The sequence below is a fragment of the Streptomyces bobili genome (assembly GCF_002154575.1).
Lineage (GTDB): Bacteria > Actinomycetota > Actinomycetes > Streptomycetales > Streptomycetaceae > Streptomyces > Streptomyces bobili.
Map to the genome: position 1 here is coordinate 1 of NZ_MUBA01000250.1, position 13,718 is coordinate 13,718.

13 protein-coding genes are annotated in these 13,718 nt (G+C 70.9%); 11 read left to right on the forward strand and 2 right to left on the reverse strand.

From position 1 onward, the window contains the following. Positions 1-366: LacI family DNA-binding transcriptional regulator (locus tag BZL64_RS20745; RefSeq protein WP_143663246.1), on the reverse strand; the 366-nt coding region annotated here is incomplete at its 3' end. Positions 367-444: 78 nt separating this feature from the next. On the opposite strand from BZL64_RS20745, the gene BZL64_RS20750 reads away from it, so the two are divergent. The 11 genes from BZL64_RS20750 to BZL64_RS20800 all read left to right on the forward strand — a co-directional run bounded on the left by BZL64_RS20750 (position 445) and on the right by BZL64_RS20800 (position 11,967). After that, positions 445-1,704, forward strand: a complete 1,260-nt coding sequence (locus tag BZL64_RS20750) for an MFS transporter (protein WP_086770703.1) — start codon at positions 445-447, stop codon at positions 1,702-1,704. A 9-nt stretch (positions 1,705-1,713) separates the two neighbouring features. Then, positions 1,714-3,075, forward strand: coding sequence for a Pup--protein ligase (gene pafA, locus BZL64_RS20755; RefSeq protein WP_086770704.1), 1,362 nt, complete (start codon positions 1,714-1,716; stop codon positions 3,073-3,075). A gap of 212 nt (positions 3,076-3,287) precedes the next feature. Further along, on the forward strand, positions 3,288-4,295 hold the full coding sequence (locus BZL64_RS20760; protein ID WP_086770705.1) for an FKBP-type peptidyl-prolyl cis-trans isomerase: 1,008 nt from the start codon (positions 3,288-3,290) through the stop codon (positions 4,293-4,295). Between the two features lie 59 nt (positions 4,296-4,354). Continuing rightward, positions 4,355-4,726, forward strand: coding sequence for an FKBP-type peptidyl-prolyl cis-trans isomerase (locus BZL64_RS20765; protein WP_086770706.1), 372 nt, complete (start codon positions 4,355-4,357; stop codon positions 4,724-4,726). A gap of 130 nt (positions 4,727-4,856) precedes the next feature. Next, positions 4,857-5,834 carry a helix-turn-helix transcriptional regulator gene (locus BZL64_RS20770; protein WP_086770707.1) on the forward strand — a complete coding sequence of 326 codons (978 nt, stop codon included), beginning with the start codon at positions 4,857-4,859 and terminating at the stop codon, positions 5,832-5,834. Positions 5,835-5,852: 18 nt separating this feature from the next. Continuing rightward, a complete protein-coding gene (locus BZL64_RS20775; protein ID WP_086770708.1) occupies positions 5,853-6,935 on the forward strand; it encodes a helix-turn-helix transcriptional regulator in 1,083 nt (360 codons plus the stop codon). After that, positions 6,932-7,225 (forward strand): hypothetical protein, encoded by a 294-nt coding sequence (locus BZL64_RS20780; protein ID WP_086770709.1) that lies wholly within the window; start codon positions 6,932-6,934, stop codon positions 7,223-7,225. Before BZL64_RS20775 ends, BZL64_RS20780 begins: the two co-directional genes overlap by 4 nt. 56 nt (positions 7,226-7,281) lie before the next feature. Beyond that, positions 7,282-7,476, forward strand: a complete 195-nt coding sequence (locus tag BZL64_RS20785) for a hypothetical protein (protein WP_086770710.1) — start codon at positions 7,282-7,284, stop codon at positions 7,474-7,476. Between the two features lie 261 nt (positions 7,477-7,737). Then, positions 7,738-8,028, forward strand: coding sequence for a Sec-independent protein translocase subunit TatA (gene tatA, locus BZL64_RS20790; RefSeq protein WP_086770711.1), 291 nt, complete (start codon positions 7,738-7,740; stop codon positions 8,026-8,028). A gap of 47 nt (positions 8,029-8,075) precedes the next feature. Then, on the forward strand, positions 8,076-9,020 hold the full coding sequence (gene tatC / locus BZL64_RS20795) for a twin-arginine translocase subunit TatC (protein ID WP_086770712.1): 945 nt from the start codon (positions 8,076-8,078) through the stop codon (positions 9,018-9,020). Positions 9,021-9,114: 94 nt separating this feature from the next. Then, entirely contained in the window at positions 9,115-11,967 is a 2,853-nt protein-coding gene (locus BZL64_RS20800) for a DEAD/DEAH box helicase (protein WP_086770713.1), read from the forward strand. Between the two features lie 79 nt (positions 11,968-12,046). On the opposite strand, the gene atzF is transcribed toward BZL64_RS20800, so the two are convergent. Next, complete coding sequence (gene atzF, locus BZL64_RS20805; protein ID WP_086770714.1) at positions 12,047-13,690, reverse strand: allophanate hydrolase; 1,644 nt, start codon at positions 13,688-13,690, stop codon at positions 12,047-12,049. Positions 13,691-13,718 lie beyond the last annotated feature (28 nt).

Genomic DNA, 13,718 nt, shown 5'->3' on the forward strand with positions numbered 1-13,718 from the left:
GCCTTCGGGGGAGGGGTAGAGGACGACGCCGAAGCCGTGGGCGGCGGCGAGGCGGGCGGCGCCGGTGTAGACGCCGGCGAAGAATTCGGTGGTGAGTTCGGGGACGACGAGGAGGATGGTTCGGGTGTGGCCGAGGCGGAGGTTGCGGGCGGCGAGGTTGGGGCGGTAGCCGAGGTCGCGGGCTGCTTGGCGTACGCGTTCGGCGGTGGTCTCGGAGACCCGGCCACGCCATTTGTCGCCGAGGACGAGTGAGACGGCGGCCTGGGAGACTCCCGCGGCCTGGGCGACGTCGCGGCTCGTGGGGCGCGTGCTGGCTCGTGCCACCGTGGGCCTGCTCTTTCGTGTGGACGGGTGAACAGCGCACATGGTACGTATGACCGAGACGGGTTATACGTAAAACCTGGGCGGTGCGGACCGTCTCGGGTGAGCCGACGGAGGCGGGACATGGCCGCGGGATACCTCGAGATCCTCAGGGCGAGACATGCGGCCCGGCTGCTCGCCGGCACCCTCGTGGGACGGCTGCCCAGCGCCACGGCGGCCATCGCGATCGTGCTCTTCGTCCGTTCGCAGGGCGGCAGCTACACCCTCGCGGGCGCGCTGGCGGCCGTGTACGGCGTCGCCAACGCGGTCGGCCAGCCCCTGCTGGGCCGCCTCGTCGACCTGCGTGGCCAGCCGCGTGTGCAGTTGCCCGCCGCGGTCGCCGCGGCCCTCGCGATGGCCGTCTTCGCCCTCACCGGCACCGACCCGCTGCCGCTCGCGTACGTCTCCGTCGCGGCCTCCGGGCTGTTCACCCCGCCTCTGGAGGGCGGTCTGCGGGCGTTGTGGCCCTCGGTGCTGCGCCGGGAGGACCAGGTGCACACGGCGTACGCCATGGACGCGGTGGCGCAGGAGGTGATGTTCGCCGTCGGGCCGTTGCTGGTGACGCTGTGCACGTCGCTGTGGTCGGAGCGGGCCGCGTTGCTGGTGATCAACGCGCTCGGGGTGCTCGGCGCGCTGACCGTGGTTCTCTCGCCGCCTTCGCGCGCGTGGCGTTCCGCTCCGCGTGAGGCGCACTGGCTCGGCGCGTTGCGTTCGCCGGGCCTGCTGGTGCTGTTGGGTGCCTTCCTGTTCGTCGGTATCGCGCTGGGTTCCATCACGGTGGCCGCCGTGCCGTACGCCGACGATCACGGGGGTGACGTGGTGTACGGCTGGCTGATGGCCGCGGTGGGGATCGGTGCGCTGGTCGGCGGTGTGGCGTACGGGGCGCGGCGGTGGGTGGGGGTGCCGGAGCGGCGACTGCGGGTCCTGGTGGCGTTTCTGGCGGTGTGTTATCTGCCGCTCATGCTGATGCCGGGGGCGGTCGCGATGGTGGGCCTGACGGCGCTCGCCGGTGTGTTCCTCGCGCCGGTGCTCGCCTGCGCGTTCGTCATCATCGACCGGCACGCTCCGCGTGGCACGGTCACCGAGGCGTTCTCCTGGCTGGTGACGACGTTCACGGTCGGTCATTCGCTGGGAACGGCCGTGGCGGGCCCGGTCGTCGAGGCGGGCGGTGCCCAGTGGGGCTTCGCGGTGCCGGGTGCGGCGGGTGCTGTGGCTCTGGTGGTTTTGCTGGCCACAGGGCGGGTACTGGCAGTTCCCGTCGGAAGTGGTGTTGTTGCGGCTTCATCGGAAAATGATCCAAACCGTGCTGCCGAACCCCGTTTCAGTTCAGGGGATCGGGCGTAATGTTCACTCATGGACCGCCGCATTTTCGGGCTGGAGAACGAGTACGGCGTCACGTGCACGTTCAGGGGACAGCGCCGCCTGTCGCCTGACGAGGTGGCGCGATACCTCTTCCGCCGTGTCGTGTCATGGGGCCGAAGCAGCAATGTCTTTCTGCGGAACGGCGCCCGCCTCTATCTCGACGTGGGATCGCATCCGGAATACGCGACACCCGAATGTGACAATGTGACCGAACTGGTCACCCACGACAAGGCCGGCGAGCGCATTCTCGAAGGACTCCTGGTGGACGCGGAGCGACGCCTGCACGAGGAAGGAATCGCGGGCGACGTCTACCTCTTCAAGAACAACACCGACTCGGCGGGCAACTCCTACGGTTGCCACGAGAACTATCTGGTGGCCCGGCACGGGGAGTTCTCCCGGCTCGCGGACATCCTCATCCCCTTCCTGGTGACCCGGCAGCTGCTGTGCGGCGCCGGCAAGGTGCTGCAGACGCCTCGTGGGGCCGTCTTCTGCGTCAGTCAGCGGGCCGAGCACATCTGGGAGGGCGTCTCCTCGGCGACGACCCGCTCGCGGCCCATCATCAACACCCGCGACGAGCCGCATGCCGACGCCGAGCGCTATCGCCGGCTGCATGTCATCGTGGGCGACTCGAACATGTCCGAGACGACCATGCTGCTCAAGGTCGGCGCGACCGATCTGGTGCTGCGCATGATCGAGGCGGGCACCGTCATGCGTGACCTCACCCTGGAGAACCCGATCCGGGCGATCCGCGAGGTCAGCCATGACATCACGGGGCGGCGCAAGGTGCGCCTGGCCAGCGGCCGTGAGGCCTCCGCTCTCGAGGTGCAGCGCGAGTACTACGAGAAGGCGGTCGACTTCGTCGAGCGCCGCGGCATCCGTACGGGTGTCGTCGACCAGGTCCTGGAGCTGTGGGGCCGCACGCTGGACGCGATCGAGGCGGAGGACCTCGACCGTATCGGCACCGAGATCGACTGGGTCATGAAGTACAAGCTCATCGAGCGGTACAGGGCCAAGCACAACATGACCATGTCGAATCCGCGGGTGGCGCAGATAGACCTCGCCTACCACGACATCCACCGCCGTCGTGGTCTCTACTACCTGCTGGAACGCAAGGGCCAAGCCGCCCGGATCTGCAACGACTTGAAGATCTTCGAGGGCAAGTCGGTTCCTCCGCAGACCACTCGGGCGCGGTTGCGCGGCGATTTCATCCGCCGGGCGCAGGAGCAGCGGCGGGACTTCACCGTCGACTGGGTCCATCTCAAGCTCAACGACCAGGCGCAACGGACTGTGTTGTGCAAGGACCCGTTCCGTTCGGTGGACGACCGCGTGGAGAAGCTGATCGCCGGAATGTGACCGGGCAACGCGTTTCCCGCTGATGGCGGAACGCAACAGGGGCGCCGTACGTTTCCCGTACGGCGCCCTGCTCATGTCGACGGTGCCGTGCCGAGGGACGGTCCCCGGGCGCGGCCGCACCGAACCGGGCCGGAACCTGGATCGGCACCGAATCGTCAGTAAGGTAGCGCGCACGCCATCAGCCGAGATCAACCGATTACGAGGCCCCCACCGTGCGTCGACGCTCACTCATTCTTGCCGCCGTGCCCGCAGGACTGGTCACACTCGCCGGATGCGGGGACGACAAGTCCGATTCGTCGAGTGCGGTCGACAGCAGTGCGTCGCCCTCCGCCTCGGCCCCTTCCGCCGCGCCCGCCCCCAAGATCGTCGACGGACCGTTGCCGGCGATCACCGCGGGCACGAAGTTCGGGGAGAAGCCGACGGTCGCCAAGGGCAGTGGCGAGCCCTCCGACCAGCTCGCCGTCAAGACGGTCGTCGCGGGCGGCGGCCGGCCCGTCGCTGAGGGCGACTACCTCCTGGCCCACTACCTCGGCCAGATCTGGGACACCGGCAAGGTTCTGGACAACTCCTACGACGGCAAGGCGCCGCGGATCGCCCAGATCGCGCAGGGCAGCACCATGGAGGGCTGGCGTTACGCCCTCACCGGCAAGAAGACCGGCAGCCGTGTGCAGTTCGCCGTCCCGCCCACCTGGGGTTTCGGCAAGGAGGGCAACGCGGAGCTGGGTGTGAAGGGCACGGACACGATGGTGTTCGTGTTCGACATCGAGGACACCTTCAACGCCAAGAGTTCGGCCAAGGGCGAGGACGTCCCCCAGGACGACGCCGCGGTACCGGTGGTGGGCACCAACACGGACGGCAAGGCTCCCTCCGTCAAGATCCCCAAGACCGCTCCGCCGAAGAAGCTGGTGGCGAACTACGTCATCGAGGGGGACGGCGAGGTCGTCGCGGCCGACGAGACCGTCCTCGTGCAGTACAAGGGCGTCGTCTGGGACACCGGCAAGGAGTTCGACTCGACGTACAAGAGGTCGGCGCTGACCTCGTTCTCGCTCCAGCAGGTCGTGAAGGGCTGGGGTCAGGGACTGACGGGGAAGAAGGTCGGCAGCCGCGTCGTCATCGTCATCCCGCCCGACCTGGGGTACGGCGACCAGCCGCCGGCCGGCAGCGGGATCGAGAAGGACTCCACGATGGTTTTCACGGTGGACATCCTCGCGAAGATGTGACGCCGCCGTGATGTAAGACTGTGCTGTTGCCTTTCCGCGAACAAGCAGGAGCGTAAGACGTGAGCATCGAGAAGCCCGAGATCGACTTCCCGGGTGGCGAGCCCCCGGCGGACCTTGAGATCAAGGACATCTGGGAGGGTGACGGTGAGGTGGCGAAGGCGGGCCAGAACGTCTCCGTGCACTACGTCGGTGTCGCCTTCAGCACCGGCGAGGAGTTCGACGCCAGCTGGAACCGCGGTACGCCGTTCCGCTTCCCGCTGGGTGGCGGCCGGGTCATCAAGGGCTGGGACCAGGGCGTGCAGGGCATGAAGGTCGGTGGCCGTCGCCAGCTGACCATTCCGGCTCACCTCGCCTACGGCAACCAGAGCCCGACCCCGGCGATCAAGCCCGGCGAGACGCTGATCTTCGTGGTCGACCTGCTCGGGGTCTGATCGTCGTACGACCGGTCTCGACCACCTGGGGCCCATGCCTGTCCGGGCGTGGGCCCTCGGCTTTTGTCCGGGCACCACGGAGCGGTACGGTCATCCGTCGGAAGCACCATAGGAAAGGCGAAGGGCGTCGATGGCCATTGCCAAGGCAGAGCGGCTGATGAACCTGGCGCTGTGTCTCCTCGGGACGCGGCGGCCGCTCAGCAAGCGCGAGCTGCGTGACTCCATCGAGGCCTACGTCGAGTCGTTCGGTCCGGGCAGGGGCGTGGCCGGTTCCGACGATTCCTTCAACCGGATGTTCGAGCGGGACAAGGACGACCTGCGCGAGCTGGGCCTGGTCATCGAGACCGTGGAGAGCCTGGACGGCGAGGTCGGCTACCTCGCCCGTCGTGACAGCAACCGGCTGCCGCCCATCACCCTCGACGCCGAGGAGGCCGCCGCCCTGGGTCTGGCGGCCAAGGTGTGGCAGCAGGCCAGGCTCGCCGGCGCGGCCAGCGGAGCCCTGCAGAAGCTGCGCGCGGCCGGACTGCCCGAGGATGTCGACCCGTACGAGCCGCACAGTGCCCTGGAACCGCGCATCCCCGTCCACGAGGCGGCGTTCGAGCCGCTGATGCTGGCCTGCCGCGACCGTCGGCCCGTCGTCTTCGACTACCGCAAGGCCACCGCCGCGCGCCCCGAGCCCCGGCATGTGGAGCCGTGGGCGCTGGAGTGCTGGCGTGGCCACTGGTACCTCGCGGGCTGGGACCGCGACCGGGGCGCCGAGCGCGTCTTCCGGCTGTCCCGGATCACCGGCAAGGTCCGCTCTCGCGGTACGGCGTTCACGGCGCCCGTGCCCGACGTCGTCACCGTCCGTGAGACCGTCGCGAGCTGGGCGGGGGAGAACGCCGACCGCAGGGCGCTGATCCGGCTGCGCGGCGGCTCCGGGTACCCGTTGCGGGCGAGGGCCACGGCGGTGCGGGAACTCGGGGACGGGTGGGACGAGTTGGAGATTCCGTACGGGCACGGGCTGGATGCCTGGCTGGTGGAGTTCGGGCCGGACGTGGTGGTGCTGGAACCCGCGGAGCTGCGGGCCGACGTGGTGGACCGGCTGCGCGCCGTGGCCAAGGGCTGAGGGGGAGCGAGCAACACAGTGGCAGGCAAACCGGTCAGGCCGGCGAACGCGATCGACCAGACCCGCCGGATGCTCTCCCTGGTGACGTATCTGCGGGAGCGTCCCGGAGCGCGCATCGAGGACGTGGCACGGGCCTTCGGGATCACCGAGGACGAGCTGGTCTCCGACCTCGACGTGCTGCCCATGTGCGGGACCAGCTTCCGCGGCGGTGACCTGCTCGACATCGACACCGACGGTGAGCGGATCTGGTGGCACAACCCGGCCGCCCTCGGTGCGGACGCCGCCGAGCCGCTGCGGCTGGCCGCCGACGAGGCGACCGCGCTGCTGGTGGCGGCCCGCGCGGTGGCGACCCTGCCGGGGCTGCGCGAGAGCGACCGCCAGGCGCTGCTGCGGGCCACCGCCAAGGTGGAGACCGCCGCCGGTGAGGCGGCGGGCGCCAGCTCGCGCCTGTCGGTGACCTTCGAGGCCGAGGGCGGTGTCTTCGCCGACGTCGACCGGGCGATCTCCGAGCGCCGCCGGCTGTGGATCCGCTACTACTCGCCCGCGCGTGACGAGGTCACCGAGCGCGAGATCGACCCCATCCGCCTGGTGAGCGTCGGGCACACGTACGTCGAGGCCTGGTGCCGGCGTTCCGAGGCGCGTCGCACCTTCCGCCTCGACCGGGTCGCCGAGATCAGGATCCTCGACGAGCCGTCGGCGCCGCCCGAGGTCGAGCTGCGGGACCTGTCGGAGGGGCTGGTGCAGCCGGCGGCCGAGGACCCGGAGGTCGTCGTCGAGGTGGGGCCCGGCGGGCGCTGGGTCGCCGAGTACTACCCGCACGACAGCGCCGACGAGCTGCCCGACGGCGGCCTGCGGATCACTCTGCGCACCCCCGAGCCCGCCTCGCTGCGGCGTCTGGCGCTGCGCCTCGGCCGCGACGGCCGCATCGTGTCGCCGCAGGACCTCGCCGACAGCGCCCGCCGCGCCGCCCGCGAGGCGCTGGCGGCGTACGACGGGGTGGAGGCCGCGGACGTCGAGGGGTACGGGGGCACGGCGGGCACCGCCGGTGGGAGCACCGGGCCGGTGCGGGGGCGGATCGACGGGCGGGAGCAGCAGCGGTGAGCGAGTCGGTGACGACGTCCGGTGTGCGGGGCATCTCGGTGGCCTCGGCGTTCTCGGGGATGAGAAGCGTGGCCCCGGTGGTCTTCCGGGCCGGCTGCCCGGACTGCCGCGGCCGGTTCGAACTCGCCGCGGGTGCGTTGCGGCTGGCCATCGGCGGCTCCAGCCGGACCACGTTCTACTCCTTCACCTGCCCGGAGTGCGGTGCCGCCGTGCGCAAGCCGGCCGGTGAGCGGGTCGTGGAGCTGCTCACCGGGGGCGGGGTGCGGACCCTGCGGCTGCAGATGCCGTAGCGAGGTTCGGGGGCCTGTCCGCCATGATCGGCCGGCCAGGCCCTAAGCTCGGCGTCATGTTCTGGCCGATGTTCGCGGTAGCTGTGGGTTTTCTGGGTCTCGCCGTGCTCGCGGTGTTCGCCGTGCGGGTCTTCCTGGAGGCGCGGCGTCTGGGCCGGCAGGTCGCGGATTCCGCGCAGCGCATCGGCCGGGCTGCCGAGGAACTGGAACGGGCGTCGCTGAGCGCGGCTCGGGCCGTGGACAGCGTGTGAGTACCGCTGTGGCCGTGCTGTGAGTCCCGCGCGGACCGCGTTCCGGGTCACTTCACCCTCCCGTCCCGGTGGTTCGGACAGGTACGCTGCTGGTCGCGGTCCGGAGAACGAGGCCCGGAACGCGGACCGGGAGTACGCACGGGGATTGCCTCACGTTTACCCCTGAGCGTTACGATCGCTGTCAGCACGATCGCTCGGACATGTGTCCGGCCGGTCGGACAGCAGTCCCACCCAGCCGCCTCGGTGAGAAGGTAAAGACTTATGTTCGGAAGGCTCGGCGCCCCCGAGATCATTCTCATCCTCGTCGTCATCATCCTGCTGTTCGGCGCGAAGAAGCTTCCGGACATGGCGCGCTCGCTCGGCAAGTCCGCGCGCATCCTCAAGAGCGAGGCCAAGGCGATGAAGACCGAGGGCCAGGACAACGCGTCCGCTCCCGCGGCCCCGCCGCACGACGACCAGCAGCCCCCCGTCCAGCGCACGATCCAGGCTTCCCCCGGTGACGTGACCAGCTCGCGCCCGGTCAGCGAGCCCACGGATTCGACCAAGCGCTGACGCAGGGCCGGTGATCTCCGGCCCGCCGCACGAGATGGGAACGTGGGTTGCTCAAGTCTGCCCGCAAGAAGGAGAAGGACCCGGAGGGGCGGATGCCCCTCGCGGAACACCTTCGTGAGCTGCGCAACCGGCTGGCGAAGGCGCTGCTGGCCATCGTCGCCGTGACGATCGTCGCCGCCTTTTTCTACAAGGACATCATCGAGTTCTTCACGAACCCGATCCTGACCGCGGTGGGGTGCGATTCGACCTTCTCCGAGCTGGCACAGCAGAGCAGCGGCAACTGCGCCCGCATCGTGCTCAACGGTCTGCTCACCCCGTTCACGCTCGCCCTGAAGGTTTCCCTCATGGCGGGTGTGATCTTCGCGTCGCCGGTCTGGCTCTACCAGTTGTGGGGCTTCGTCGCCCCCGGCCTGCACAAGCACGAGCGCAAGTACGCCTACGCGTTCGTCGGCACCGGCGTACCGCTGTTCCTCGGCGGTGCCTTCTTCGCGTACAAGACGCTGCCGACGATGGCGAAGGTGCTCCTCGAGTTCTCGCCGGCGGATCTGGACAACCAGCTGCCGCTCGACGATCTGCTCGACCTGATCGTCCGCATGGTGCTCGTCTTCGGCCTCTCCTTCGAACTGCCCCTCCTGCTGGTCATGCTCAACCTGACGGGGGCACTGACCGGCCGCCGCATGATGAGCTGGTGGCGCGGCATGATCATGGGCATCACGGTCTTCGCGGCAGTGGCCACGCCCAGCACCGACCCGCTGACCATGCTGGCGCTCGCCGGGCCGATCTGGATCCTCTACTTCTTCGCGACCGGCTTCTCCCTGCTGAACGACCGCCGCAGGCGCCGCCGCGACGCCCTGAGCCCCGCCGACGACGAGGCCTCCGAGCTGGATCTCACGCCCGAGGCCATCGGTGAGGTCGAGGCGGTGGCCCCCAGCCGGGCGCTGCCCGAGCAGGCGACCGCGGAGCGGGTCAACGGCTACGACGACGTGACCTGAGCACCGGGTACGCACAGGACGGATCCGCCCCGTGGCCGGGGCGCCCACGTGGCGCCCCGGCCACGCTGCGTGTTCCCGGCCGTGGATCCGGATAATGATCGTCCTGTTGTCAGTGCGGCCCGGTACGCTCGAAAGCACGATGACAGAGGACCTCTCACCGGCCGAGCGGTACGCGGCAGCCCGTAAGCGTGCTGTCGAGCAGGCCACCGCGCTCGCCTCCTTCCGCGAGATGTACGACTTCGGTCTCGACCCCTTCCAGATCGAGGCCTGCCAGGCGCTCGAGTCGGGCAAGGGCGTCCTGGTGGCCGCCCCGACCGGCTCGGGCAAGACGATCGTCGGCGAGTTCGGCGTCCACCTCGCCCTCCAGCAGGGCAAGAAGTGCTTCTACACGACACCCATCAAGGCGCTGTCCAACCAGAAGTACTCCGACCTGTGCCGCCGCTACGGCGCCGACAAGGTCGGCCTGCTCACCGGCGACAACAGCGTCAACTCCGATGCCCCGGTGATCGTGATGACCACCGAGGTCCTGCGGAACATGCTGTACGCGGGTTCGCAGACCCTCCTCGGCCTCGGGTACGTGGTGATGGACGAGGTGCACTACCTCTCCGACCGCTTCCGGGGCGCCGTATGGGAGGAAGTGATCATCCACCTCCCCGAGTCGGTCACCCTGATCTCGCTCTCGGCGACCGTGTCCAACGCCGAGGAGTTCGGCGACTGGCTGGACACCGTGCGCGGCGACACCGAGGTGATCGTCTCGGAGCACCGGCCCGTGCCGCTGTTCCAGCACGTGCTCGCCGGGCGGCGGATGTACGACCTGTTCGAGGAGGGCGAGGGCCACCGCAGGGCGGTCAACCCCGTCCTCTCGCGGCTGGCCCGCATGGAGGCGAGCCGGCCGTCGTACCAGGACCGCAAGCGCGGCCGGAACATCCGCGAGGCGGACCGGGAGCGCGAGCGCAGGCAGCGGTCGAGGGTGTGGACGCCGGGGCGGCCGGAGGTCATCGAGCGGCTCGACGCCGAGGGCCTGCTGCCCGCGATCACGTTCATCTTCAGCCGTGCCGCCTGCGAGGCCGCCGTCCAGCAGTGCCTGTACGCCGGGCTGCGGCTCAACGACGAGGACGCGCGCGAACGGGTGCGTTCCCTGGTGGAGGAGCGCACCGCCGCCATCCCCGACGAGGACCTGCACGTCCTCGGCTACTACGAGTGGCTGGAGGGCCTGGAGCGGGGCATCGCCGCCCACCACGCGGGCATGCTGCCGACCTTCAAGGAGGTCGTCGAGGAGCTGTTCGTCCAAGGGCTGGTCAAGGCCGTCTTCGCCACCGAGACCCTCGCGCTCGGCATCAACATGCCCGCGCGCTCGGTGGTGCTGGAGAAGCTCGTCAAGTGGAACGGCGAGCAGCACGCCGACATCACCCCCGGCGAGTACACGCAGCTCACCGGCCGCGCCGGCCGACGTGGCATCGACGTCGAGGGCCACGCCGTCGTGCTGTGGCAGCGCGCGATGAACCCCGACCACCTGGCCGGTCTGGCGGGCACCCGCACGTATCCGCTGCGCTCCAGCTTCAAACCGTCGTACAACATGGCGGTCAACCTGGTGCAGCAGTTCGGGCGGCACCGTTCGCGCGAGCTGCTGGAGACCTCGTTCGCGCAGTTCCAGGCCGACCGGTCGGTCGTCGGGATCTCGCGGCAGGTCCAGCGCAACGAGGAGGGCCTTGAGGGCTACAAGGCCTCCATGACCTGCCACCTCGGCGACTTCGAGGAGTACGCGCGACTGCGCCGCGAACTCAAGGACCGCGAGACCGAGCTGGCCAAGCAGGGTGCGGCCCAGCGGCGGGCCGAGGCGGCGGTGGCGCTGGAGAAGCTCAAGCCGGGCGACGTCATCCATGTGCCGACCGGCAAGTACGCCGGGCTGGCGCTGGTCCTCGACCCGGGCCTGCCCGCCGGCCGGGCCAACGGCCACCGCGGCTTCGAGCACCAGGACGGTCCGCGCCCGCTCGTCCTGACCGCCGAACGGCAGGTCAAGCGACTGGCCACGATGGACTTCCCGGTGCCGGTCGAGGCGCTGGAGCGGATGCGGATCCCGAAGTCGTTCAATCCGCGCTCGCCCCAGTCCCGCCGCGACCTCGCTTCCGCGCTGCGCACCAAGGCCGGCCACATCGAGCCGGAGCGCTCCCGCAGGGGCCGCTCCCAGGCCGCCGACGACCGGGAGATCGCCCGCCTGCGCGCCGCGCTGCGCGCCCATCCCTGCCACGGCTGCTCCGACCGCGAGGACCATGCCCGCTGGGCCGAGCGCTACTACCGGCTGCTGCGCGACACCTCGCAGCTGGAGCGCCGGATCGAGGGCCGGACGAACACCATCGCCCGTACCTTCGACCGGATCGTGGCTCTGCTGACCGAGCTGGACTACCTGCGGGGCAACGAGGTCACCGAGCACGGCAAGCGACTGGCCCGGCTGTACGGCGAGCTGGACCTGCTGGCGAGCGAGTGCCTGCGGGCCGGGGTGTGGGACGGGCTGACCCCCGCCGAACTCGCCGCCTGCGTCTCGGCGCTGGTGTTCGAGGCGCGGACCAGCGACGACGCGATGGCGCCGAAGCTTCCCTCGGGCAAGGCCAAGGCCGCGCTCGGCGAGATGGTGCGGATCTGGGGCCGGCTGGACGCCCTGGAGGAGGACTTCCGGATCAGCCAGACCGAGGGCGTCGGGCAGCGCGAGCCCGACCTCGGCTTCGCCTGGGCCGCACACATGTGGGCCTCGGGCAAGGGCCTCGACGAGGTGCTGCGGGAGGTCGAGATGCCGGCCGGGGACTTCGTGCGGTGGTGCAAGCAGGTCATCGACGTCCTCGGGCAGATCGCGGCGGCGGCGCCCCCGGAGAGTTCGTCGGTGGCGAAGAACGCCCGCAAGGCCGTCGACGCGCTGCTGCGGGGCGTGGTGGCGTACTCGTCCGTGGGCTGACGAGGCGTCGGCTGACGAGGCGTGGGCTGACGAGGCGTGGGGAGGGCGAGCCTGAACAGGCCCGCCCTCCCACCACGTCTCAGCGGGCCAGGTACGCCCGCCAGCCCCCGTAGGCCGTGATGTCCTGCGCGTCCGTCAGCGCGGACGGTTCGCAGAGGAAGCCCGGGAGTTCCGTACCGTCGGCGAGCGTGACGCGGCCCAGCGCCATCGGGCGGGGGAGGGCGGACAGGAGCGCGCCCAGGCCGGCCGCCGGGAGGCGCCAGACCTCCACCTCGACCGGGGCGCCGCCCCCGCCCACATGGACGAGACCCGGCTTCGGCGGGCTCGTCCGCAGGGCGTGCAGACGGTAGAGAGGGGCCGTCGTCGTCGTACGGTCCAGTACGGCGCCCAGCGCCAGGAGCTGGGGGTTCAGGGGCTGCCCGGTGAGGTGGGCGCCCGCCACGGCGACGTGGGTGTCGGGGCGGAGCAGGTCCGCGATGCGGGTGAGGCGTTCCTCCGTGAACGCCGGGCCGATCAGCATCACGCCGAACGGCAGTCCCCTCACCTCACCCGCCGGGACGGCCGCCGCGGACAGGTCGAAGAGGTTCGTGGAGTTGGTGAAGCGGCCCAGGCGGGCGTTGGCGCCCAGTGGGTCGGCGGCGACCTCGGTGAGGGTGGGGTGGCCGGGGGCGGTGGGGAGCAGCAGGGCGTCGGCGTCGGCGAACGCGGTCAGCGCGCGTGCGCGCAGGGCGGCCAGGCGGTCGGTGTCCGCGTAGAGCCGGTGGGCCGGGATGTCCCGGGCGCGGGTGATGATGCCGGCGACGGTGGGGTCGAGGCCTTCGCCTCCCTCCGCCAGCAACTTGTCGACAAAGGTACCCACGGCGGTGTAGCGCTCGGCGACGAACGCGCCCTCGTAGAGCATCGCCGCCGCCTCGGTGAAGGGGGCCAGGTCGATCGTGCGGATCTCCGCCCCGGCGGACCGGAGCTGCAGGACCGCCGCCTCGTACGCCTCGGCCCAGCCCGGGTCCAGCTCGCCGAGCTGGTCGAGCGGGGGTACCGCGATCCGCCACGGGCCCGGCGCGCGGGCGGGCAGCGGACGGCCGGGGGCGGACGCCATGTGGGCCAGGGCCTGTTCCGCCTCCGGCAGGGTGCGGGCGAACACAGTCACGCAGTCCAGGGACGCGCAGGCCGGGACCACGCCCTCGGTGGACACCAGGCCGCGGGTCGGTTTCAGGCCGACGATGCCGTTGAAGGCGGCCGGGACGCGGCCCGAGCCCGCCGTGTCGGTGCCGAGCGCGAGGTCGGCGATGCCCAGGGCCACCGCGACCGCCGAGCCGGAGCTGGAGCCGCCGCTGATCCGCTCCGGGTCGCGGGCGTTCCGTACGGCGCCGTACGGCGAACGGGTGCCGACCAGGCCCGTCGCGAACTGGTCCAGGTTCGTGGTGCCGAGGACGAGCGCCCCCGCCGCCCGCAGCCGGGCGACCACCGGGGCGTCGGCCCCGGGCTCGTAGGCGTACGCCGGGCAGCCCGCCGTGGTGGGCAGGCCCGCCACGTCGATGTTGCCCTTGACCGCGAGCAGCCGGCCGGCGAGCGGCAGGTGCTCGCCCGCCGCCACCCGGGCGTCCAGGGCGCGGGCCTCCGCCTCGACGGCCGCCAGGGGGCGCAGCCCGATCCAGATCTCCGGGCGGTCGACGGCCTCGATGCGGGCGTGGGCGGCGCGGACGCGGGCGAGCGTGGTGGACATGTCCGGTTCCTCTCTCACTGTGCGGCGG